Source organism: Streptomyces sp. PA03-3a (assembly GCF_033792735.1).
In the GTDB taxonomy this organism is placed as follows: Bacteria; Actinomycetota; Actinomycetes; order Streptomycetales; family Streptomycetaceae; genus Actinacidiphila.
Window position 1 is genome coordinate 14,348 of the sequence record NZ_JARAVM010000033.1, and the last position, 23,775, is coordinate 38,122.

The 23,775-nt window shown below is 69.7% G+C and carries 16 protein-coding genes and 4 pseudogenes; 13 read left to right on the forward strand and 7 right to left on the reverse strand.

The annotated features are described in order from the left end of the window. Positions 1-71: 71 nt before the first annotated feature. Both PV342_RS31800 and PV342_RS31805 read right to left on the reverse strand, forming a co-directional pair. Positions 72-431: pseudogene (locus PV342_RS31800) on the reverse strand (transposase); the annotation flags it as partial. After that, positions 421-1,143: pseudogene (locus PV342_RS31805) on the reverse strand (transposase); the annotation flags it as partial. The pseudogenes PV342_RS31800 and PV342_RS31805, both read right to left, overlap by 11 nt. 369 nt (positions 1,144-1,512) lie before the next feature. On the opposite strand from PV342_RS31805, the pseudogene PV342_RS31810 reads away from it, so the two are divergent. From PV342_RS31810 to PV342_RS31835, 6 genes and pseudogenes are all read left to right on the forward strand, one after another. After that, positions 1,513-2,339, forward strand: a pseudogene (locus PV342_RS31810) (IS5 family transposase). 587 nt (positions 2,340-2,926) lie between these two features. Beyond that, positions 2,927-3,943, forward strand: coding sequence for a LacI family DNA-binding transcriptional regulator (locus tag PV342_RS31815; RefSeq protein WP_500319675.1), 1,017 nt, complete (start codon positions 2,927-2,929; stop codon positions 3,941-3,943). Positions 3,944-4,136: 193 nt separating this feature from the next. Continuing rightward, complete coding sequence (locus PV342_RS31820) at positions 4,137-5,381, forward strand: sugar ABC transporter substrate-binding protein (protein WP_500319677.1); 1,245 nt, start codon at positions 4,137-4,139, stop codon at positions 5,379-5,381. Positions 5,382-5,402: 21 nt separating this feature from the next. After that, complete coding sequence (locus tag PV342_RS31825; protein ID WP_500319678.1) at positions 5,403-6,380, forward strand: carbohydrate ABC transporter permease; 978 nt, start codon at positions 5,403-5,405, stop codon at positions 6,378-6,380. Continuing rightward, positions 6,377-7,204, forward strand: coding sequence for a carbohydrate ABC transporter permease (locus tag PV342_RS31830; protein WP_500319680.1), 828 nt, complete (start codon positions 6,377-6,379; stop codon positions 7,202-7,204). Before PV342_RS31825 ends, PV342_RS31830 begins: the two co-directional genes overlap by 4 nt. A gap of 81 nt (positions 7,205-7,285) precedes the next feature. Next, a complete protein-coding gene (locus PV342_RS31835; RefSeq protein ID WP_500319682.1) occupies positions 7,286-9,046 on the forward strand; it encodes an amylo-alpha-1,6-glucosidase in 1,761 nt (586 codons plus the stop codon). A 36-nt stretch (positions 9,047-9,082) separates the two neighbouring features. On the opposite strand, the pseudogene PV342_RS31840 reads toward PV342_RS31835, so the two are convergent. Next, positions 9,083-9,712, reverse strand: a pseudogene (locus tag PV342_RS31840) (transposase); the annotation flags it as partial. Positions 9,713-9,896: 184 nt separating this feature from the next. Next, positions 9,897-10,349 (reverse strand): hypothetical protein, encoded by a 453-nt coding sequence (locus PV342_RS31845; RefSeq protein WP_500319684.1) that lies wholly within the window; start codon positions 10,347-10,349, stop codon positions 9,897-9,899. A gap of 275 nt (positions 10,350-10,624) precedes the next feature. On the opposite strand from PV342_RS31845, the gene PV342_RS31850 reads away from it, so the two are divergent. From PV342_RS31850 to PV342_RS31860, 3 genes are all read left to right on the forward strand, one after another. Next, positions 10,625-10,930, forward strand: a complete 306-nt coding sequence (locus tag PV342_RS31850) for a hypothetical protein (RefSeq protein ID WP_400805109.1) — start codon at positions 10,625-10,627, stop codon at positions 10,928-10,930. 101 nt (positions 10,931-11,031) lie between these two features. Beyond that, positions 11,032-12,033 carry a LuxR family transcriptional regulator gene (locus PV342_RS31855; protein ID WP_400805107.1) on the forward strand — a complete coding sequence of 334 codons (1,002 nt, stop codon included), beginning with the start codon at positions 11,032-11,034 and terminating at the stop codon, positions 12,031-12,033. 254 nt (positions 12,034-12,287) lie between these two features. Then, positions 12,288-16,037 carry a S8 family serine peptidase gene (locus PV342_RS31860; RefSeq protein WP_500319686.1) on the forward strand — a complete coding sequence of 1,250 codons (3,750 nt, stop codon included), beginning with the start codon at positions 12,288-12,290 and terminating at the stop codon, positions 16,035-16,037. Between the two features lie 264 nt (positions 16,038-16,301). Here the strand turns inward: PV342_RS31860 and PV342_RS31865 are convergent, their stop codons facing one another. The 3 genes from PV342_RS31865 to PV342_RS31875 form a co-directional block, all read right to left on the reverse strand. Beyond that, complete coding sequence (locus PV342_RS31865; RefSeq protein ID WP_400805103.1) at positions 16,302-16,550, reverse strand: hypothetical protein; 249 nt, start codon at positions 16,548-16,550, stop codon at positions 16,302-16,304. A gap of 1,438 nt (positions 16,551-17,988) precedes the next feature. Next, positions 17,989-18,555, reverse strand: a complete 567-nt coding sequence (locus tag PV342_RS31870; RefSeq protein WP_500319688.1) for a Uma2 family endonuclease — start codon at positions 18,553-18,555, stop codon at positions 17,989-17,991. 606 nt (positions 18,556-19,161) lie between these two features. After that, entirely contained in the window at positions 19,162-19,320 is a 159-nt protein-coding gene (locus tag PV342_RS31875) for a hypothetical protein (protein WP_386996325.1), read from the reverse strand. A gap of 1,966 nt (positions 19,321-21,286) precedes the next feature. Between PV342_RS31875 and PV342_RS31880 the strand changes: the two genes are divergently transcribed. The 4 genes from PV342_RS31880 (at position 21,287) to PV342_RS31895 (ending at position 23,600) form a co-directional block, all read left to right on the forward strand. Continuing rightward, on the forward strand, positions 21,287-21,634 hold the full coding sequence (locus PV342_RS31880; RefSeq protein ID WP_400805099.1) for a YciI family protein: 348 nt from the start codon (positions 21,287-21,289) through the stop codon (positions 21,632-21,634). Beyond that, a complete protein-coding gene (locus PV342_RS31885; protein ID WP_500319691.1) occupies positions 21,631-22,923 on the forward strand; it encodes an RNA polymerase sigma factor in 1,293 nt (430 codons plus the stop codon). The genes PV342_RS31880 and PV342_RS31885 overlap by 4 nt, the downstream gene beginning before the upstream one ends. Before the next feature lie 174 nt (positions 22,924-23,097). After that, positions 23,098-23,358: a type II toxin-antitoxin system Phd/YefM family antitoxin gene (locus PV342_RS31890; RefSeq protein ID WP_386996320.1), complete on the forward strand. Its 261-nt coding sequence runs from the start codon at positions 23,098-23,100 to the stop codon at positions 23,356-23,358. Next, a complete protein-coding gene (locus tag PV342_RS31895) occupies positions 23,355-23,600 on the forward strand; it encodes a type II toxin-antitoxin system RelE family toxin (protein WP_500319693.1) in 246 nt (81 codons plus the stop codon). The genes PV342_RS31890 and PV342_RS31895 overlap by 4 nt, the downstream gene beginning before the upstream one ends. Positions 23,601-23,775: the final 175 nt, after the last annotated feature.

Below are 23,775 nucleotides of genomic sequence, written 5' to 3' on the forward strand. Positions count from 1 at the left end.
CGGTCAGTCCCAGCGCGAGCACCGCACCGGAGCCGATCATCGTGGCCGTCTCTCCGCCCATCCCCAACCCTACGGATGCGGGCGCGTTCTCGGCGTTGGGCGGCGAGGACGTCGGGGTGGCGTGCGTTGGTGTTGCGCCAGCGCAGGTAGGCGTGCAGGGCCCGGGTCTGGACGGTGTGGTTGGGGTGGTTCGAGTTGCGCCAGCGCAGGTAGGCGTGCAGGGCCCGGGTCTGGACGGTGTGGTTGGGGTGGTTCGAGTTGGCCAGGGTGAACTGCCAAAGCGGTCCGAAGTGGTCGATGGGGTTGGCCCAGGAGGCGTAGGTCGGGGTGAAGCACAGTTCGACCTTGTGTTTCTTCGCCCCGCGGCGGATCTTGGCTCCGGTGTGGGCGGACAAGTTGCCCAAGATGATGTAGATCGGGGCGGGCAGCGGGGAACACCTCGGCCAGCGCCCTCCACAAGCCCATCGCGCCGTCCCCGATCACCAGCTCGGGGTCGCGCATGCCTCGTCGGCGGCAGTCACGCAGCAGGTCGGCCCACGAATCCGTGGACTCCCGCAGCCCGTCGGCCAGTGCGACCAGCTCCTTCGTACCGTCCAAGCGGACGCCAAGCAAGACCAGCACGCACGAGCGCGCCTGGCCGAGCCGGACCTTGGCGCTGCTGGAATGCGGCGTGGTCGTCGCTCCACTGTTAGGTCAGCCGGGTCGCGGTCGCCGACGACAGGCCGGCCGCGCTGCCAAGGAACTGCTCCAGGGCCGGGACGAAGTCCCCTGACGACAGACCGTGCAGGTAGAGCAGCGGCAGCACCTCGGAGATTTTCGGCGACTTGCGGCACCACGGCGGAACGATCTTGGAGGAGAACCGCCTGCGTTCGCCGGTCTGCTCCTCGACGCGTCGGTCGTGACCCGCGGGGCCATCACCTCAACCGACCCGGCCGCGGTGACCACGGTCCGGGGCCGATGATGACCGTTGCGCACCACCAGGCGACGGCCGGTTACGTCCGTCTTGGCGGCCAAATCGGCTATGTACTGGTTGACTTCCGCTTCCAGCGCCGCGGCAAGCATGCGGCGGGCGCCCTCGCGAACGATCTCGTCGATCAGGGAGCCGGACTGGGTGGCGCCATCCTCGGTGACTACGCTGAGCACGGGCGTGCCTTCCCGACCCGCGCTGCGAACGCGGGCCTACTCGGTGACCATCACAGGATCAATCGGGAAGGTACGCCCTCCGCGTCCCTCCCAGGGCTGATCCACAGGTCCCGCCCCGATGCGACCGCCGCTCTCGCCTTCACTCCGCATAAGAGCCAGCAGCCCACAAACGTGTAGTCGTCGGGCCAAAAGATCTTGTGGATGCCGCAGGCCTTGTGCACTGCGTCCAGGTAAGGGGGCTATCCGCCATCGCTGCCCGGCATAGCCACCCGGCGCTCGGCTTGGTGCCCGCCGGAGTCTGAGCAGCCCGGGCCACCGAGGCTAGAGCGTGTCGTCAAACGATCTTGCCTGGTGGATCATGGTCTGGCGATACGTCGCCGTGAACTGTCGGACGCCGAGTGGGAGTTCGTGCGGCCGCTGCTGCCCCATGCCGAGACGGGGCGGAAACGGCTGGACGACCGGATGGTCCTAAACGGGATCGTGTGGAAGTTCCGGACCGGGTCCACCTGGCGGGACGTGCCCGAGCGCTACGGATCCTGGGCCACCTTGCACCCGGTTCCGCCGGTGGGCGGCCGACGGCACCTTCGATCGGATGCTGCGGGCCGCCCAGGCGAAGGTGGATGCGGCCGGTGCCGTCGACTGGATGGTGTCCGTCGACTCGACCATCGTGCGGGCCCACCAGCATGCCGCCGGGGCCCGAAGAGGGGGCTCCGCAACCCGGGGCTCGGACGGTCCCGGGGCGGCCTGACCAGCAAAATCCACCTCGCCTGCGACGGCCTGGGCCGTCCGCTCGGCTTCACGATCACCGGCGGCAACACCAACGACTGCACCCAGTTCACCGCCGTCATGCAGGCCATTCGCGTGCCCCGGGTCGGACCCGGCCGGCCCCGCATCCGGCCCTCGCACGTCATCGGCGACAAGGGCTCCAGCTCCAGAGCGATCCGCACCTGGCTGCGTGAGCGGGGCATCGCCCACACCATCCCCGAGCGGGCCGACCAGATCCGCAACCGGCTCCGCCGCGGACGCCGCGGAGGACGCCCGCCGGCCTTCGACAAGGCGGTCTACAAGCGCCGCAACGTCGTGGAACGCTGCTTCAACCGCCTCAAACATGGCGCGGCATCGCCACCCGCTACGACAAGACCGCCCAGTCCTTCCAGGCCGCCATCACCCTCGCATCACTGCTGATGTGGGCGTGACGTTTGACGACAGGCTCTAGATGGCCGGTCCGGGCCCGCCGGATCGTCGGGGTCGACCAGGTCGAGCCGATCGGCGACCTGGCCGATAAGGCGTCCGGTCTGCCTCCCGCTACCGCCGCCAGACTTGCCGCATGGACCGCGCTGATGGCCGGGATTGCTGCCTGCGACGGTGACGAGTCGCTACCCAGCGACCCGGCCGCACTGGGCGCGGTCTGGGTCCGCGATCACGGCCCCGACACTGTCGTCCTGGCCGAACACCACCACGCCCCCGGCATCCTCCGGCTCTGCCCGCCCCTCCCTTCCGAAGGTGGCCTCGGCCGGTTCGTCGGCAACGGCGCGCTCACCGCGCACGACGGCGCCTTCATCGAACCGGTTCGCAGGAAGCTAGCACCGAGGAAATCTCGTAGCAATACCTCTGACGCAAGCGAAGTCCGCCAAGCCCGTGGAGCGTTGGGGTGTCATGATCTTTGTAAGCAGTGTCGTTCCCGGTGTTGACAGCGCTCCCGCTTGTTCCTAACTTCACTTCACGCGAACCGGTTCGACGACCGGGCTGGTTCTCTCGAACTGGTTCGAAGAAGGAGCTCTTCGTGAACATCGGTGAGATCGCCCGGCGTGCCGGTGTCTCGCGGAGCACCGTGTCCTACGCGCTGAGTGGCAAGCGCCCGGTCTCGGACGGTACCCGCCGGAAGATCCAGCAGGTCATCGACGAGTTGGGCTACCGCCCGAACGCCAGTGCCCGCGCTCTGGCCAACGGCCGGACCAGCACGATCGGCCTGGTCTTCCCGCCGGCGGGCAACCACTACACCGGCATGCAGCTGGACTTCATCGGCAGCGTGGTCGAGGCCGCCGCGGCCTACGACTACGACGTACTGCTGTCGCCCAGCGGCGTGGACAGTGACCGTTCCTTCCAGCGGTTGCTGGGGGAACGGCGCGTCGACGGCGCCATCCTCATGGAGATCAGACTCGTGGACGACCGGGTCGACCACCTGGCCGAGCTGGGCTTCCCCTCTGTCGCCATCGGCCGCACCGCCAACCCGGAGAGCGGCTGGTGGGTGGGCCTGGACCACACCGCGCTGGTGGAGGCGTGCGTCCACCACTTGGCGGACCTCGGCCACCGCAGGGTCGCCTTCGTCAACCGTCCCGAGCAGCTGCTGCGGGCCGGATACGAGTCCGCCCACCGCGGCCTGGACGGCTTCACCAAGGCCGCGGCCGAACGCGGGCTGACCGTGCGGACGTACACCTGCGGGGACGACGCCGCCTCGGGGCAAGCGTGCCTGGAACGGATCCTGCGCGACGACCCGGCCACCACGGGGCTGGTCACGTTGAACGAGGCCGCGCTCGGCGGTCTCTACCGAGGGCTCGCCCAGGCGGGCCGCCATGTACCACGGGACTTCTCCGTCACCGGGGTCGTCGCCGGACGGTGGGCGGAGACGGTGACTCCGCAGCTCACCGCCGCCAACGTACCGGCGGAGGAGATGGGCCGTCTCGCTGTCGACCTCCTCGTCGAGCGGCTGGACGACCCCGGAGCTTCGGCCCGGAACCACCTGCTCGCACCGCCGATCTCCCTGCGGGCCAGCACCGGGCCCGTCCTTGGTACCTCCTGAGCCCGAAGGCGCCGCCTGCCGACTCCACACACTGCCGACCACGACCCACGGGCGCACAACCCACCACGACTCACGGGCACCTCCCTTCCAGCGCACCGAGCATCCGCATCCTTCACAGACGCCTTCAGCGTGCTCCGGCCTTCCCCGTCATCCCTGTCACGGCACATCCGTGCTCACAAGCGAAGGACCTGCCATGCACAGCACCTCCAGACAACGCCGTCTGACCGCCGTGGCCCTGACCATCCTGGCCGTGCACGTCAGCGCCACCGCCTGCTCCTCCGGCTCGGGCAGCTCCGGATCGGACGCCGCCGGCGGCATCTACACGGTCTGGGACCCGTACCCGCAGTTCGCCAAAGGCTCGGACTGGGCGAAGCTGCTGGACCAGTGCGGCACCAAAGCGGGCGTGAAGATCAAGAGGACGGCCTTCGACACCAGCGACCTGGCCAACAAGACCCTGTTGGCGGCCCAGCAGGGCAACTCCCCGGACATCCTCATCGTCGACAATCCGGTGGTGTCGACCCTTGCCGAGGCGGGTGTGCTCACCACGACCGACGACAACAAGCTCGACACCTCCAAGACCGATGCCAACCTGCTCGCAGCCGGCCAGTCCGGTGGCAAGACCTACGGCACACCGATCGGCGCCAACACCCTGGCCCTCTACTACAACAAGGGGGTGCTGAAGAAGGCCGGCGTGGACGCCTCCTCGGTCAAGGACTGGGATTCGCTGACGGCGGCGCTGGCGAAGGTCAAGAAGGCGGGGAAGAAGGGCATCACCTTCTCGGCGATCGGTACCGAGGAGGGCAGCTTCCAGTTCCTGCCGTGGTTCTGGGGCTCGGGCGCGAAGCTCACCGCACTGGACTCCGCGCAGGGCGTCACCGCACTGTCCCTGTGGAAGGGCTGGCTCGACAACGGCTACGCTCCGAACTCGGTGCTCAACAACACCCAGACCACCAGCTGGCAGGAGTTCGCCAGCGGTGACTATGCGTTCGGCGAGAACGGCACCTGGCAGCTCGCCAATGCCAAGAAGGCCGGCTTCGACTACGGGGTGATTCCCATCCCCGCCGCCAAGGGCGGCGCCGCCGCGGCCCCCACCGGTGGCGAGTTCGTGACCATCCCGGTCCAGAAGGGCTCCGCCCGCTACGGCACGTCCCAGAAGCTGGTCACGTGCCTGACCAGTGGCGATGCCCTCTACAAGACCGATACCACGCTGTCCTACGTGGCCCCCACCGGCGAGGTCCAGGCCAAGCAGGTGGCCGCGGACGCCGACCTGAAGCCGTGGGCCGACGCGGTCCGGGCGGCCAAGGGCCGTACCAGCGACGACCTGGGCACCAAGTACCCGAAGATCTCCGAGCAGATGTGGAAGGCCGTCCAGGCCGCTCTCAGCGGCTCCAAGTCGCCCCAGGATGCGCTGTCCGAGGCGCAGTCGGCCGTCAAGTAACCAGGGATTCGCGATCCGTAGATGAACGACACGAAACAGCGCTCGGACCGCCGGTCGGCGCTCGACCGGGTCGGGGCCGTCGCCGCCTCGACCCGGGCCGCGCGAGACCGGCGCCGTCCGGCCTCCCCGCAGTGGGCAGCCTGGGGCTTCCTCGCCCCGGTCACCGTCTATCTCGCCCTCTTCTACGCCTATCCGCTCTACCGCAACCTCGACCTGAGTCTGCGCGACTACACCGTCCGCTCCTTCGTCCAGGGTGACGCGCCGTTCACGGGCCTGGCGAACTACCGCAAGGTTTTCGACGACCCGGTCTTCGCCCCGGCCCTGCTGCACACGGCGGTCTTCACCGGCGTATGCCTGGTCTTCCAGTACGCCATCGGGCTCGCCCTCGCGGTCTTCTTCAATCAGAACTTCCGGCTCTCGGCCACCCTCCGAGCTCTGTTCCTGGTCCCCTGGCTGCTGCCACTGATCGTCTCCTCCTCCACCTGGTCGTGGATGCTCAACAGCGACTCGGGTGTGGTCAACGCGGTTCTGCAAGCCGTCGGCATCGCGCCGGTGCACTGGCTGACCTCGCCGTCCTGGTCGCTCATCTCGGTGATCATCGCGAACATCTGGATCGGCGTCCCCTTCAACCTGGTGGTGCTCTACAGCGGTCTTCAGTCCATCCCCGGGTCTCTGCACGAGGCCGCCGCCCTCGACGGCGCGAACGCCTGGCAGCGCTTCTGGCGCATCACTTTCCCGCTGCTGCGGCCGGTCTCCGCCATCACGCTGCTGCTGGGTCTCGTCTACACCCTCAAGGTCTTCGACATCATCTGGATCATGACCAAGGGCGGCCCGGCGGACTCGTCGACCACCTTCGCCTCCTGGTCCTACCAGCTCGGTTTCGGCAATCTCCTGCCGGCCTTCGGCCCGGGTGCGGCGGTCGGCAACCTGCTCGTGGTCGCCGCTCTGGTGTTCGGCCTGATCTACGTCCGTGTCCACCGAAGGCAGGCGCTGTCATGAGAACGGACGCTGTCACGAAGACAGGCTGGAAGACGGCCGTCGGCCTGCTGCTGACCGGGGTCATGCTCTTCCCGCTCTACTGGATGATCAACGTGTCCCTCACCCGCGACCAGGACATGCGCAAGAGCCCGCCGGACCTGTTCCCCACCCACGGCACCCTGGCCGGCTACCGCACGGTCCTCGACGAGCAGTTGCCCTACCTCGGCACCAGCCTCATGATCGCCCTCGGTACCGTCGTGCTGACCGTGGCCCTGGCCGCCCCCGCCGGCTACGCCCTGGCCAAGCTGCGTCCGCGCGGCGGGGGCCTGCTGAGCTTCGTCCTGCTGGCCGCCCAGATGATCCCCGGCATCATCATGGCGATGGGCTTCTACGCCGTCTACCTCCAGCTCGGCCTGCTCCAGTCCGTCCCCGGCCTGATCCTCGCCGACTCCACTCTGGCCGTCCCCTTCGCCGTGCTGATCTTCACCGCCTTTATGTCGGGCATCCCCGGCGAGCTGCTCCAAGCCGCGCAGATGGACGGAGCGAGAGCCCTGCGCACCTTCTGGTCGATCGTCCTGCCGATGAGTCGCAACGCCGTCGTCACGGTCTCGTTGTTCGCCTTCCTGTGGTCCTGGTCCGACTTCGTCTTCGCCAACACCCTCGTCAACGGCGGCGCTCAGGAGCCGATCACCCTCGGCATCTACCACTACATCGGCAACAACAACCAGGAGTGGAACGCCATCATGGCCACCGCCGTCGTGGCGTCACTGCCCGCCGCGGTCATTCTCGTCCTCGCCCAGCGCTATGTGGCGGCAGGTGTGACCACCGGCGCCGTCAAGGACTGAGCCCCCCGACCTGCCACGGCGACCGGCGCCCTCCCGCGCCGGCCGGCCGGAACCCCCTGACCGAGAAACGAGTCACGCCACATGACCGCCGCACTGTCCGGCCCGGCATTCTCCGTCCACGACATCCCGTTCAGCGTGTACGGGTCCTGGTTCGACATCTCGCCCGTAATCGCGGAGAAGACGTATGCCGAGGACCTCCACCTCGTCTCGCACCAGAACGGCATGCACGGCGTCCTGCGCCTGGTCCCCCTGGACCCGGTGGGAGGAGGGCGGGCCGAGACCCGCGTCGAGGCGATACCGGGCCTGCTCAGCTGGGTCGGAGAGAGCGGGCGCGTCGAGCTCGCCTATGAGGCCCCGGACGCCGTACGCCTTCGGGGCAGCGGTCTGGACTTCGGCGTCCTCGCCGCCGTACGGACCCTCACCCCGTTCAGCGGAACGTACTTCTTCCACGACCCGGCCGCCAAGGCGCACGTCTTCACCTCGTACGAGACCGGCCGCCGCTACCGGGTCACCGTGCTGTCCGGCACCCTGGCGGACGCGCCGGGAGACCAGGCCCTGGGCAGTAGCGATCGCGGTGTCACCGTGACCGCGCAGGCGGACGGCGGCTGGGAGGTCGCGGTCGAGGAACTCGACACCGCTCGCCCACCCTACGCATCCTCGGCGTCCTTCGACGACATCGCGTCGTCCGCACGGGGAGCGTTCGCGGCTTTCGCGGACGCGGTGGCGCCCTGGCGTTCGGAAGCCACCCCGGCCGCCGAACTCGCGGCCTACGTCGTCTGGTCGGCGGCCGTAGCGGCGAAGGGCCTGGTCACCCGGCCGGGCGTGCTGATGTCCAAGCACTGGATGGACAAGGTCTGGAGCTGGGACCACTGCTTCAACGCCCTCGCCCTGGCGCCGGGTGCGCCGGAGCTGGCCTGGGACCAGTTTCACCTGCCCTTCGACCACCAGGACGAGAGCGGCGCCCTGCCGGACTCGGTCACCCACTCCGAAGTCCTCCACAACTTCGTCAAGCCGCCCATCCACGGCTGGGCCTTCGGCCATCTGCGGCGCAGGCTGCCAACCCCCCTGAACCGGGCCGAACTGACCGAGGTGTACGAGCGCCTGGAGCGCTGGACCGGCTTCTGGCTCACCGTGCGGCGCGCCCCCGGCGCCGAACTGCCCTACTACCAGCACGGCAACGACAGCGGGTGGGACAACGCCACCACCTTCGACCCCGGCCGTGTGGTCGTCACCGCGGACCTCACCGCCTTCCTCGTCCTCCAGCTCCGCGAACTCGAGGCACTGGCACGAGAGCTGCACAGACCGGACGAGGCGAGCCGGTGGGCCGGGCTGGCCGAGGAACTCCAGGCGGCGCTGCTCGACCAACTCTGGACCGGAGAGAGGTTCGTCGCGCGATCGGCCGGTTCGGGGGAGACCTGGAGCAGCGCCAGTCTCCTCGACCTGATGCCCATCGCGCTGGGCGAGAACCTGCCCGCCGAGGTCACCAGCGCGCTGGCCGACCGCATCAAGGCCCACCTGACCCCGTACGGCCTCGCCACCGAGCTGACCACCTCCCCGCACTATTCGGCCGATGGCTACTGGCGCGGCCCGATCTGGGCCCCCGCCACCGTTCTCATCGAGGACGGGCTGCGCCGCGCCGGCCACCTTCGGCTGGCGGACGACATCAGCGCCCGCTTCCGCGCCCTATGCGAGACCCATGGGTTCGCCGAGAACTTCGACGCCCTGACGGGCACGGGACTGCGCGACCGCGCCTACACGTGGACCGCGAGCAGCTACCTCCTCCTCGCCCGCGACCACCAGCTCCGCCTTGCGGGCACCGGGACCGAAAACACCGTCGCCTGATTCGAAAATCCCCCGTCCCGTGTCCGTAGCCGCCGGTCAGGTAGCTCCTTCTGCTTGGAGGGTCACTTGATAACCGAGTTGGTTGAGCTGGCTCACCAGACATCGGGTCTGCCTGGCCCGGCTGGTGTGTTCGAGGAAGTACTGGCCGCCGAGGTCGGTGTATTCGGTGTCGTGGGTGAACATGTGCCAGACCGCGATGAGGATCGAGTGCTCCAGGGCGACCAGGGCACTCTTTTTGCCGCGGCGGGCGACGGTGCGCCGGTAGCGGGCGGCGAGGTAGGTGTCCTTGGTCCGCGCGGCGGAGACGGCGGCCTGGCTGAGGGCCGCTTTGAGCCAGGGGTCGCCGTGCCGGGTCTTGCCGCTGCCGGTCCGGCCGCAACGGCCGATGTCCGCACCGATCTCGGCGAGGATCACCTGCCCCGCGCGGGCCTGGACGCCGGCGATGGTCACGAGCAGCTCGATGCGGCGGCGAAAGGGCTGGAGCATCACCTCGATGTGCTCGCTCAGGCGGGTTTCGGTGGCGGTGCAGGCGTCGATCCGGTCCAGCATCGCCCGTGCCAGGAAGGCGTGGTGGGCGGTGAAGTTCCCGGTCAGCGCCTCGGCCAGGGCTTCGGTCTTGCGTCGCATGCTGCCCTTGGCCAGATCCGCCAGGACGTGCGGGTCGCGTTACGCGCCAAGGCCAGACGACGTCCGCCGGACGACCACACGCCGATTTTCACGCACACAGGGTGTCGCCGTCAGGCGACCGGATGACTGACCCGCACAGCGGACCACCGCCTGACGACTTCGACCGCATCGCGGGGGCCTGCCGAGAAGGAGCACGGTCGCCCTGCCGGGACACAACGCTCTTTCAGGTCGCAGGCCAGTCCTGGCCTGCTGTCACTTCGCGTGCGATACGACGCCACTGGTCCTCCCCGCCAGGCAAGGGCCAGGCCCAGGTCGGCTGTTCCACGGTGTCCAGGTCGTGGAGGAGACGAACGAACTGCGGGCCGGCGGTGGCGGCACCGTCCGGCACGCTGGGACCGTGGAGGGCGCGGAGTCCGGCGAAGCGTGCGAGTTCGTTCTCGTAGAACTGCACGGCCTCGTTGATGCGCGCGACGCGGTCATCGCCCGGCACCGTGCGGTGCAACTGCAGCAGTGGAGGCTCGACGGACTCGGCGATCGCCGCGGCGAGCCGCGCGTGACCGTCCAGGATCGGATGGCAGTCAAGGCCACTGACCCACCACAACAGAACGGGCGGGAGCGTCCCTTCACGGGCCTGCTTGCGGTACGCCTTGACCCGGCTGTCGTCGACGCCGGGCATCGGCCGCAGCGGAAGAATCTCCGGCTCCGGGGCCCCGCGGCGGCATGGGCGGCGCAGGTCCGCGGGATCCGCCAGATCCGGACCACCGAAAATCCGCGGTATGGCGGTCATGTAGAGGCGGCGATCGGCGCGGATGCGGGTGCAGTCGATGAGCGTCGGGGCCCGGTAGGTCCAGCATGCCGGCCCGAACGGTGATCCCGCTTCTGGACGAAGCCTCAGCCGTCGGGGAGGTTGTAGATCTTGACGCGGATCGCACCTCCGCCGGATGAGTAGTCGTGCGGACGGACACCTTGATCTGCTTCGGCATCGCGGCGAGCGGGGTGAGCGCGTCGATGATGGCGACGGCACCGGGGCGGGCTGCTCATCTGCCGGTCGACCTCGCGGGCCAGCTTGATTTCTTTGCGGATGATCTTCGCCATGCCGGTGAGAGACATGCCCTTGTCGCCGGCCGCGCGCTGCGCGCCGAGCTCACCACAGCCTCCCGCCGCGCCGCGGTCCGCCGCTACACCGACGGCATCCACCCCTGGGGCCGCGGCTTCCTCGACTCCTCGCACGAGTCCGCCCGCTACGCGGCCACCTAGGCGCAGGTCCGAGGGGCGAGAGGCTGTTTCCGGCCGCCGCGATGGCTTGTTAGGTTCGTAACCGGTTTCGGGGGCGGCGGTCGGTGACTGGGAGGGTTCTGATGGAGGGTGCTGCGCCGCTCGATCTGGTCGGGGTGGACTCCGAGGCGGAGAAGGCCTACCGCCACCTGCTGGCGCGCGGCGGCGGGACCGTAGACGACGTGGCGGCCGCGTTCGGGGTGACGTATTCCGAAGGGCTGGCGCTGCTGGAGCGGCTGCACCGCTTCGGGCTGGTCAGCCGCCGCACCTCGGGGGAGTTCCTCACCGTCGACCCCCGGCACGCGTTGCGCGCGCTGGTGGAGTCACGCGAACGGCAGCTGGCTTCGGTGCGCGACGCGGCGGGCGCGCTCGGCGCGCTCTTCGACACCGCGAAGCGGGCCAGAAACGGCGGCCATGGGACCCGTGTGATCAGCGGGCCGGAGACGGTCGGCGACCGCTACTACCGGCTGAAGCAGGATGCGCGCGCCGAGATCTGCTGCCTGGACCGGCCGCCTTTCCTGCTGGTCCCCAACGCGCCGATCGACGAGGCGGCGGTGGGCCGCGGCGTGCGGGTCCGCGCCGTCTACGCGGCCGCCAGCTTCGTCGCGGACGGTGACCGGCAGGAACTCGGCAGCCTGGTGTCACGGGGGGAGGAGGCCAGGATCATCCCGACGCTGCCGATCAAGCTCGCCATGGCCGACCGGTCGGCCGCGATGGTGTCGCTGAGCCTGGACCCCGGGAACACCGAGTGCCTCTACACTGAGGCGCCCCCGCTGCTGGAGGCACTCGCCGAACTCTTCGAGCGGTACTGGGCGGCCGCCTCCCCGCTGGCCGGCACCCCCGGTCCCGGCGAGCCGCCGCCCTCCCCGGCCCCTGCCCCGGAGCGGGAGGAACGCAGGCCCACGGATGAGGAACGCAATCTCCTCGCGCTGTTCGCGGCCGGTGTCAAGGACGAGGCGATAGCCCGGCAGTTCGGGATCTCGTCACGGACACTGCGCCGGCGTATTCAGGACCTCTACGCGGAATTGGGGACGACCAACCGTTTCGGCGCCGGCGTCGCGGCCGCGCGCCGCCACTGGGTCTGAGCGCGGCAGCGATTCCTCCCGTTCCCGCAGCTCAGACTATCTACTCAAACAACTTTTCGCACCTGGAGCGGAATTGACGACACGTCATTCCGAGGCAATATGTTCGTAACAAAGCGCGGGAATTGCCGTGGAGGAACCGGCTCCTGGCCAGTTGAGGCCATTGGCAGTCAAGGGACATGGCCTCTTCTTTACAACAAGGCAAAAGGATGGCTGACTACACACATCTTTCGCACGCCTAGCCTCTTGAGGTTCCCTTGCGCACACCTCCGTCCCACAGACGCGGGCTGACCGTCGCGGTCTGCGTCCTCGTGGCGCTGACGGCGACCGGGCCGGTCGCTTCGGCCGGGACCCGCACCTCTCCCACGCCGGCCACCGCGCCCAGCGCCGCACGCCCCGACGCGGCGGGCACCGTCACCCTGATCACCGGCGACAAGGTCGAGGTGACCGTCAGCAATGGCCGCACCACCGCGACCGTGTCCGATCCGCAGGGCAGGCCGGGCGGCGCCCATGTCATGTCGGTCGGCCCCGACACCTACGTGTACCCGGACCAGGCGCTGCCCTGGATCGCGTCGGGCGCGCTGGACGAGCGACTGTTCAACGTCAGCGAACTGCTCAAGGACGGCTACGACGACGCCCACAGCGACGGGCTCCCGCTGATCGTCACGTACACCGACGCCGCCGCCCGCGCCCGCAGCGCGAAGACCCCGGACGGCGCGCGGAAGACCCTGACGCTCAGCAGCATCCAGGGCTCCGCGATATCCGCCGAGCACGCGCGGGCGAGCGACTTCTGGTCCTCCCTCACCGGCGCAACCGCCAAGAGCGCGGCGGGTGCCCAGCCCTCCGGACGGCTGACGGGCGGCATCGCCAAGGTGTGGCTGGACGGCAAGGCCAAGGCGACGCTGGCCGACACCACCGCGCAGATCGGCGCGCCCGAGGTCTGGCAGGGCGGCGACACCGGGCAGGGGGTGGACGTCGCCGTCCTGGACACCGGCATCGACGCCGCGCACCCGGACTTCGCCGGCCGGATCGCCGCGTCGCAAAGCTTCGTACCGGACCAGGACGTCACCGACCGGAACGGCCACGGTACCCACGTCGCCTCCACGGTCGCCGGCACCGGCGCCGCGTCCGGCGGCACGGAGAAGGGCGTCGCCCCCGGGGCCTCGCTGCACATCGGCAAGGTCCTGGACAACGACGGCAGCGGCCAGGACTCCTGGATCCTGGCCGGCATGGAGTGGGCGGCCCGCGACCAGCACGCGAAGATCGTCAGCATGAGCCTGGGCGGTGCCCCCACCGACGGCACCGACCCGCTCAGCCAGGCCGTGAACAAGCTCAGCGCGCAGACCGGGGCGCTGTTCGTCATCGCCGCCGGCAACTCCGGCCCTGTGCCGTACTCCATCGGCGCGCCGGGCGCGGCCGACGCCGCCCTGACGGTGGGCGCGGTGAACGGCCCGGGCAAGGGCGTGGACCAGCTGGCGGAGTTCTCCAGCCGCGGTCCGCGCGTCGGCGACAACGCCGTCAAGCCGGACCTGACCGCCCCCGGTGTCAACATCCTCGCGGCCCGCTCCCAGTACGCCCCGGAGGGCGAGGGCGCGTACCAGACGATGAGCGGCACCTCCATGGCGACGCCCCATGTCGCGGGCGCCGCCGCCCTGCTGGCGGCGAAGCACCCCGACTGGACCGGGCAGCAGCTCAAGGAAGCGCTGGTCAGCACCACGTCGAGCACCCGGAGGTTCAGCCCCTACCAGGGCGGCAGCGGCCGGCTCGACATCGCCACGGCCGTGAAGGCCACGGTGATCGCCTCCGGCGCCGCGTTCGCCCAGGTCCACTACCCGTACACGCCCGGCCAGACGGTCCGCAGGGACGTCACCTACACCAACACCGCCGCCCAACCGGTCACGCTGGACCTGGGCCTGATCGCGGACGACATCCCCGCCGGCATGTTCACCCTCACCGACAACCGGCTGACCGTGCCCGCGCACGGCACCGCCACCGTCGGTGTCGTCACCCACCTCGACCTGGCCGCGGACAACGCCGCCTACACCGGCCAGCTCACCGCGGCCGGCCCCGACGGCGCGGTCCTCGCCCGTACGCCGATCGGCGTGAACAGGGAGGGCCGGCGCGTCAAGCTGTCGGTCACCGCGAAGGACCGTAAGCACGCCGGGCTGCCCGGCATGCTCGTGCTGAAGGACGTCGACCGTGACACCGACCCCAAGGTCTACGCCGTCGACTCCTCCGGCTCCCTGGACCTCAGCCTGGTCCCCAGCACCTACGCGGCCTGGATGTACACCGACGTCCCCGGCATCGACGGCACGCACGCGCTCGGCCTCGGCCTGTTCTCCGCGCCGCAGATCGATTTGAGCAAGGACCGCTCGATCCGCTTCGACGCCGCCGACCTCCGCAAGGCCGCGGCGTTCACCCCGCAGCCGACTGCCAACAGCTTCCTGCGGGTCGACCAGTACCGGTCGAACGGCGACCTGTTCCCGTTCGTGGACAGCTACATGCCGGAGTACTGGCGGTACGACAGCCTCTGGGCGGCCCCGACGTCCAAGGTGACGCACGGCTCCTACACCTTCGCCACGCGCTGGCGGCAGATCCAGCCGCCGCTGACATTCGCGTCGGGCTCGCAGACCTATGACGGCGTCACCGTGCAGGCCCTGTCTCCCGTGGTGCCCGAGGGCAGCCGCACGTACCGGGCGCTGTGGGCCGGGGACGGCACGGCCGCGGAGTTCGCCAAGGCCAAGGTCCGCGGCCAGGTGGCCGTCGTCCGCCGCAGCGACTCGGTGTCCGCGCCCGACCAGGCGGCCGCCGCCGCCAAGGCCGGCGCGAAGCTGCTGCTGATCCTGAACGACGGCTACGGCAAGCTGGACGCGTGGGCCGACCTGCCCGACGCGGCCCCGCTGCCGGTGGCCTCGCTCGGCACCGACGACAGCGTCCGCCTGCGCGCCCGGCTCGGCCGGGCCGGAACGGCGACGCTGAAGGTCGTCTCGCGCCCCCACCCGCGCTACCTGTACGACCTGGTCCGGCACTACAGCGGCGCGATCCCGCGGACGCTGACCTACCGGCCCGGCCCGGGCGACCTCGCCAGGATCGACGAGTCGTTCCGCGACACCAAGCAGGGCGAGGCGGTCGAAGGCCGCGACGACATGTCCATCGACGCCCGCTGGTCCATGCTCGGCCGGTCCGTCCCGGTCGCGGCGCAGGGCGCGCTCACCTCGTGGGTCACGGCGGGTCCCGGTGTCAGCTGGGTCTCGGGCGCGGGCATGGCGGATCTCGGTCAGGGCGGCGCCCCGCGCTCGTACAAGGCGCGCGGAACGTACCGGGAGACCTGGTTCTCACCCGTCCAGCACCCGCGGCTCCTGAACGACGCGGTCCACACGGCCCCGTTCCGGGTCGGCGACGTCATGAGCCCGTCGTCGATCAGCGCCTGGGGCGACTCCGCCGGCCACGCGGGCGTGGTCTGGGCCGACGGCGACACCTCGAAGGTCTCGCTCTACCAGGGCACCCAGCTGCTCGGTGAGACGGCCAACGACGGGATCTTCTCCGTCGAGGGGCTGCCCACCGAACGGCTGCCCTACCGCCTGGTGGTCGAGGGGAACCGGAACCTGCCGGGTCGGCCGTACTCGACCCGCACCCGCACCGACTGGGGATTCACCTCCGGCACCACGGACTACACCGTGCTGTCTCCCCTGCCGCTCATCCAGCTGGACTACGCGGTGGCCACCGACCTGTCCGGCCGGGCGGGCAGGCGCTCGGCGGTGTCCGTCACCTCCTCGCACCTCAAGGGCGTGACCGAAGGCGGCACGATCCGCACGGTGACCCTGGACGTCTCCTACGACGACGGCGCCACCTGGCACCGGACCACATCGCGCCACAAGGGCGCGGCCTGGACGGCGTCGCTGAACGCCCCGCCCAAGGCCCGCTTCGCGAGCCTGCGCACGACCGCGAAGGACGCCAAGGGCAACACGGTCAGTCAGACCGTGATCCGCGCCTTCGGCCTCAAGTAGCGCCGCCGGTACGACCCGTGGGCCCCTGTCCGCCACCGTGCGGGCAGGGGCAAGAGTCATCTCGGGCTGCGACTACCAGCGGACGTGACACCCGCGAACCTCTGCACCGCAGTTGGCCCCGCTGGACGACTCCGGTGCACAACCGCAGCCCGGTTGCTCAGAACAGGGAGTCCATAAGGACCGTTTCGGGGTCGGGTTCTTCTGGGTGGAGCATGCAGCGTCTGCAGCGCAGGAGTCCTGGTTCGTTGGTGCCGGAGGCGGCGCTCATCCACGGCAAAGGGCCTCCTCCATGGCGTGTGCGCGCTCGTCGTCGGCGAGGGCGTCGACGGTTCGGCGGAGCTCCTCGGGTGCGGATTGGTCGGTGAGGCAGAGCCAGGCGATCGCCGCCGCCAGGCGGGTTTCGGGGGCCTCGGTCCGGTCGTGCCACCGTTCGCGCAGCCACGTGACGGTCGGCGGGTGCGGGTGTGCCCGGGTGAGCTCGGCGGTGGCCAGGAGCAGGGCGGCACGGACCATGGCGTCACCTTCGGCGGCGATCCGCCTGCCATGGCGGTCCGGATGATGTGGTCGGCGGCGGTCGCCAGGGCATAGGCGGCGTTGACGCGGACGGTGGGGTCGGAGTCTGCGAGCAGGAGTGCGGAGGTGTTGGTGGTGATCGCGGCTCGGGCGGCGGCCACCGACGAGCCGGCCGGGTAGCCGGTCACCTCGTATCCGTAGTCGTCGTGGGTGTCGGGGGCGTGGCGCCGGGGATCGTTGCGGTGGAGGAGGAGTGCCTCGCGGGAGGCGACGCCTTGGTGCCGGGCACGGGCGGGGGCGGAGAGTACGGCGAGGGCGGCGGCGCGGTGCGGGTGGTGGGCGTCGATGGCCAGGGGGATGAGGAACGGCACGGCGAGGGCGGCATCGGCCCGGCTGTCATTGGCGCACAGGCCCCACAGCACACCCGTCGGGTCCACGCCCGGTTCGCCGTCAGCGCGCAGGAGGCGGACGACCTTTCGGACGTCGTGCCCATGGGCGAAGTTGCCCCACGGGACGGCATCGAGGTCCGAGCCCGGTCGGGGTGCTCGCAGGATGCCGGCCACCACCGCCCGCACGTCGAACGGGCCGCCCGAGAGCAACGCCAGGTCTACCCCGCCCACCACTTCCCGGCACATCGCGAACGTCGGATCGGTCCGCCAGTCCTTCACAGCACACCCCCACCGGTCAACCACCGGAACTTGATCATGACGGGCCCGGTGGCCCACCGGAAGCCGCTCGCCCTACCAGTTCGAATTCTCACGCTGTCGGCGTGCCTCCCGAACCGATGGGCAAGTGCTGTCCCTACTCGTGGACAGAGCCGGTTCTTCCACAGCGCCCCCGGTGGCGATCTGGGAACGCGCCCGTACCCACACGGACCCTGACGGACCTTGGTCGTCGGCGGCGGCACGGATCATCGGCAGGGTCTGCGGACGCAGGTTCGACCGCGTGCGGGTCAGCCGCCCGTCAAGAACCGGTCGGCCTGCAGCAGAGAGCCCATCACGGACTGGTTCTGGTGCCCGGATGTGCTCGAGCGGGTCGCCCGCGAGGCGCGCCGGGCACGACGCTGGCTGATCGGTCGCCGACTGTGACGAGAGTGCCAGGAATCCCGGGCCGAGCAACTACACCCCGTCACTTCTGCCTCGTGGTCGTTCCTGCGGCCGCAAGCCCACCTGCCTGCGCCTGGTGATCAAACTCGGCGTGGCAGCGAACGACTCGCGCGGACTCGGTGTCCACAGGAAGCGGGTCGAAAAGACCGCGGAGCGGAATCGGGGGCACGAGGCGATCACTGACACACGGCCGCAGCCAGCACGGGCCCGGGGGCACCTGTGGGCCAGCGGGGCAGAGTCAGGATGTTCGGGGCGCCGACGCACATGCAGTAGGGGTACGGCTCCCACCGGACGGGTCGTACCCGGCACAGGTAGTCACAGTGCCGCCCAAATCAGATCGAGCTGAGGCTGATCTCAAGCGGGAAAGGAACTGCGGTCTTCACGATATCGGTGAAGACATCGCCGTCGCGGTAGAGCCCCGCGGCTGGATCGAGCACGTAGGTGTACACCAGGGGCACTCCGTTGGCTGTCTGCTCCACACGCCAGTAGAAGGAGATCCCAGCCTTGGCGTACTGCTCCATCTTCACGATCCGGTCGGTTGTCTCCGAGCCGGGCGAGACCACCTCCACGACCAGGAGCACATGCTCCGGCCTGGTGGGGGTGATGTCGATCGTGTCTGCCCGGTACACCACGACGTCCGGACGGCGGTTCGTCAGCGGAACATCCTGCAGGCGGACATCGACGTCCGTGTCCGCGTTCCATTCGGGCGACGCCGCAGCATCCAGGGCATTAGCCAGAAATCGGGCCAGGCGATTGTGGCGTTTGGACGCGCTCGGACTCACCACGACCATCCCGTCGACAATCTCGATGCCCCTGCACTGCTCCGGAGACCAGGAGTCGTACTGTGCCGCGGTGATCGGTGTGTGCATCCACTCCGGAGCAATCATGTCAGCAGTCACGGCGTACCTCCCTCGAAGCAGCAACGGTCCTGAGGCGACCACGCTCAGTCTATGAGACCAGCGTGTACCGCTGTCCATCGTTGCCGACACCACTCCAAACGAAACTCGGCAGGTCCAGGCACCAGGCCCGCGCTCCGGCGCCGCCGGCCACCGCGCCGGGGGTGCAGCCGGAGCCCGTTCGTGCCGGCGACGCCTCTCGTGCCGGCGGAAAACCGGGTTGTCAGGTGTCTAGGGTCGCGGCCATGACGAGGCAATCGGTGCGGTCCATCACGGGCGGCGGCTGTGGAAAGGTGCGGTTGCCCTCCAGCCAGACGCCCGCCATACACCCGTAGCAGCCGCATGACGCGCTGGGCCGGACTCCCCCGCTGGTGAGCCCGGCCCGGTCTCGGGCGGTGGTAACCCACGGACGCCGCGTCGCAATCCCGCCCCAATCCTTGATACAAGGCGGCACACGGCCGCCTAGGACTGGTGTAGCCCGGTCTGCGGCGACATGGCGCTGCGGCAGTCGCCTCAGCTGCCGCGGTTCTCCTGCCTGGCTCCTAAATCCCATCTCGGACGCCAGGAAAACGAACCCGAAGGGGCCCGGGGAACCCGGGCCTCTTCAGGTCAGTAGGCGACGGACCCGTAGTCGAACCCGTCAGCGAACTCCAGGTAGAACTTGGTGCCGTCCTTGACGTCGGTCGCTGCCAGCCCCCATTCCGACCCGATGTAGCGCCAGCTATTGCAGGAGGTGCCGCCGCCGCTGGGCAAGAAGCAAGTGCGCACATCGCTTCCGTAGGTGCCCTTGACGTTGATGTCGTTGCAGTTGGACGTGGTGGTGACCGAGCCGGACGCGGGCCACCTGCTGTACTGACCGACGGGGGTGGTGCGGAATGGCTTTGCGCTGCCGAGGCAGGACTGGACCGCAACGGGTGCTGCAGTGGCCGTGGCAGTGGTTGCGGCCGTCAGTCCACCAGCCGTCAAGGCAGTAGCCGTGAGAACCCGGATGGTGCGTGAACGGATATGCATGCATCCCCCTCTGAGTGAAGTGATGTGTGCTGATGGTGTGACGTGCCGCACATGGTTTTGGTTGTGCTCTGGAGTCAGTGATTCCCAGTGGTGTTTGTCAAGGGTTTCGGTGACGTCTGGCGATCAGGTCATGCTGCTGCGGGTTCGCGTTGGGGTGGCTCGGTGGTGAGGTGCGTTGGTCTCGGATGAGGGCCCGGAGCACGTCGAGTCGGTGTCGGGCGAGGGCGCGGATTGCCTGTTTTTGGCATGTGCCCCTCGCTTCGTTCGCGCTGGTAGAAGGCCTGGGACGTGGGGCAGCAGCGGGCGGCGGCCTGGGCGGAGAGGTAGACACGCGCAGCAGGCGGCTCACCCTGCAGCCACAGTCCGGCCCGTACGGCGTGGCCGTAGCGCGGCGGCGGGCGCGGTATCCCGTCCGGATCGGTGAGTGGGGTCGCCTCTTCCTCGAGGGCGGTGAGTTCTGTCGGGGGCGTCAGCGTCGGTCAGTTCCCGGCAGTAAGCGGCCAGCGCCGCCTCCACGATGCGGTGGTCCAGGCCCAGGGCGCGAGGCATGCCGCGGAGGGTCTGGGCGAGGTGGCGGCAGGCCTCGGCGAGCAGGTGCTGACGACGGAACCGATCGTGCTGCATGACCGCCACCACGCCGGTGACGTATGCGGCCGCACCGGCAGCGTCCACCACGACGTCGCGCAAACGGCGACGACTCCTGCAGGAGCTCGATCGCGATGTTCCCGGACGAAGCACCCCCGCACAGTCGGGGACGACCGGATCCCGGGGTTGTCGGCGACGCGTGGATCGGATTCAGGCACGGATTCCGTGAAGTTGATCAATGGGCGTTACGGTCTGTCCTCGATGGCTGAGACTTCCTCGGGCGGCTGTGCCGAGCAGGCCCAGTGGGACAGAATGCTCGGCATGACGATGTGAAGAGCGCCGGCCGAGAGGCAGCACTGGCGCAAGACCAGGACCGACTGGTCCGTTCCGGACGGCGAACGCCGAGTCTGCGCTGCGTGCGGGACCCCCGTCCGCTCGTACCAGTACCGCTACTATCCGCCCACGTCCTCCATGTTTCACCGTTGCATCGGGTTCGCCTGGTGCTCAACCTGCAGGATCTACTCCGGACACATGGTCCACGTCCCCCGCAAGCGGGTTCTGGTCGATGCCCTCGCATCCCTTCCGCCCGAGCAACGCGAACAGCTACTCCGCTCGGAAACGCGACTGATCGAGTTCCTCGACCGCCAGACCCAAGGCCTGGATGGACAACCCTCCCCAGGCAAACACCCATAAAAGTCGATCAAGGACTCCTTGGCCCGGTCCCTGGTCAGCGGCCGGCGGCAATCAGGTGAAGCCGCTTGCGCGGAAGCAACGGGCTTCACTCGGCGGAACATGCCGGGGCGCGGCCGGTGAGTGTAGATCTGGGGCGGCACCGTCCCACGCACGGTCACAGGCCGCCGGCTGGCAACCCGTTACGCGCCGGTCGGACCACCATCGCCAGAACCGGGGACTCCGCCGACGGCCGGCAGGCGCCTATCCGCCAGTACCCCCACGACTTGTAGAGCCCCCAGCACTTTCCCACCCCTCGCGGCAGGGTTCACCATCAGCGACGTCCACGGCAGACCCGGGTAGCCCAGCCCGGGGCGTCTGAGGAAAGTTCGCGTACGGTCTGTCGAATTCGCGGCGCCTGTGCGACGTAGAGGCGTACCGACCTGACCCACAGCCAAGGAGAGCATTCATGGCCCAGTACGCGATCCTCATCTTTGACGACGCAGCGGCCGGCGATTACAGCCCCGAGCAGCGGGCGGCGAGCAAGCGGCACGCTGACGACCTCATCGACTCGGGCGCCATGATCGCGGCGTATGCGCTGCAGTCCACCGACACCGCCACCTCGCTGCGCGGCGACGTGGTCACCGACGGCCCGTTCATCGACTCCAAGGAGGTGATCGCCGGCATCTGCGTCATCGAGGCCCCGGACCTGGATGCCGCCCTGGAGTTGGCGCGTGGTAACCCCGCCGTGCGGTGGGGCCGCGGCGGGGTCGAGGTGCGGCCCGTCGCGGGCGGCATCGCGCCCATCTCCCGATGACGGCCAAGACGGACGCGAGGGGGGCGGTCGCCGACGCGCACCTGCGCGAGTGGGCCTTCGTGCTCGCCGCGACGGTGCGCGTCGCCCGCGACCTGGACCTGGCCGAGGAGTGCGTACAGGAGGCGTACGCTGCGGCGCTGTCAGCCTGGGAACGTGGCGGGATCCCCGGCAACCCCGCAGCGTGGCTCACCACCACGGCCAAGCGGCGGGCGATGGACGCGATCCGCCGGGAGCGGACGTTCCGCTCGAGGCTGCCGCTGCTGGTGGAGCCCGAAGAGGCCGTCGACGAACTCGCCCCGGCCACGTTGGGCGAACACGGAGAGGGCGAGGCTGTGGACCTGGAGGATGTCGTACCCGACGAACGATTGCGGCTCATCTTCACCTGCTGCCATCCCGCGCTCGCGCAGGAGGCACAGCTTGCGCTCACGCTGCGGCTGGTGTGCGGACTGCCCACGCCGGATGTCGCCCGGGCGCTGCTGGTGTCGGAACAGACGATGGCTGCCCGAATCACCCGGGCGAAGAAGAAGATCTCCGCCGCCCGCATTCCCTACCGGATGCCGCGCCCCGCGGAGCTGCCGGACCGGCTGACATCCGTTCTCGGCGTGCTCCACCTGCTCTTCACCGCCGGGCACACGGCCCCCTCAGGCCCTGTGCTCATGCGCACCGACCTGGCCGATCGCGCACTGCACCTGGCCCGCACGCTGCGCGCCCTCATGCCCGACGAGCCCGAAGTTGGCGGACTGCTTGCGCTGCTCCTGGTCACCGACGCCCGGCGCGCCACCCGGACCGGCGCCGACGGCCGGCTGCTGCGACTTCAGGAACAGGACCGCTCGCGGTGGGACCGCACAGCGCTGGCCGAGGCGTACGAGCTGATCGTGGCCGGGCTGCGCGGCGGCCGTGCGGGGCGCTACCTGCTCCAGGCAGCGATCGCCTGCGTGTACGCGCAGGCACCCACGTACCAGGAGACGGACTGGCCGCAGATCGTGGCTCTCTACGACAGACTGCTGTCGCTATGGCCTTCACCGGTGGTCGCGCTGAACCGGACCGTACCGCTGTCGATGGCCCAAGGACCGGCCGTCGCGCTGGCGCAGGTCGAGGCCCTGGAGCAGGACAGCCGACTCTCCGGGTACCAGTACCTACCGGCTGTCAAAGCCGACCTGCTGCACCGCCTCGGCCGGAGGGAAGAGGCGTCGGCCGCCTACCGGCGGGCACGGGAGCTGACCCGCAACGAGGCCGAGCGGGCGTTCCTCACCGCGCGCCTCACCGAACGAGAAACCCCACCCGCGTAAGGAATCCCGTAAACGCCGGCGCAGGGATCCGGTACGACCCGACGCCCGTCACAAAGCCGCGACGGGGGTCGTTTCATGGATGAACCGGACCCCGCTGGGGGCGAGGCCCGCCGAGTACGCGCCTGCGTCGTGGCACGACCTCGCACATGTGCACACTTATGTAAGGTAGCGTGCATGACGCAGACGACGTACTCGATCGTGGAGGCCCGGGCCCGCCTGGGTGCCATCGCCCGCGAGGTCAGCGCCACCCGCGAACCGGTCGCCATCACCGACCACGGCCAGACCGTCGCCATACTCGTCAGCCCCGCCGACGCCCTGGAACTGCAGGAACTGCGGGCCCTGGCGTCCTACCGGGCGCGCCAGGCCCGGGGTGAGGACGCCGGTGTCCCGCACGACGAGGCCTACCGGCGGATCTTCGGCGAGGGCACGGCGTGAGCTACGAGGTCATCTGGGAGCCCGAAGCCCTCGCCCAGGCAGAACGCCTCGCCAAGGACGACCCCGACGGGGTACGCCAGGTGTTCGCCGCCGTCGACCATCTCGCCGTCGACCCACGCCCCGACGGCGCATTCGGCAGCGCCGACCTGCTGCGCATCCACATCGGCGCCTACCGCGTGATGTACGAGATCAGCGAACAGCAGGTCCGCATCACCGTCATCCACCTCGGACGCGTGCGCTGACCGAGGACCGGCCAGGCGGCCACGCCCACAGCCGGGCCGCGCCGGGGCCGGTGTGGGGCGCCGAAGGCGGCTCGGCGCTGAGCCACCCGGACCCCGCCCCCCATCGCGGGGCGGTTCGCCGGCCGTGGACCGTCCGCGCGTGGACGAGACGGCGGACCAGGAATGGGAGCACTGG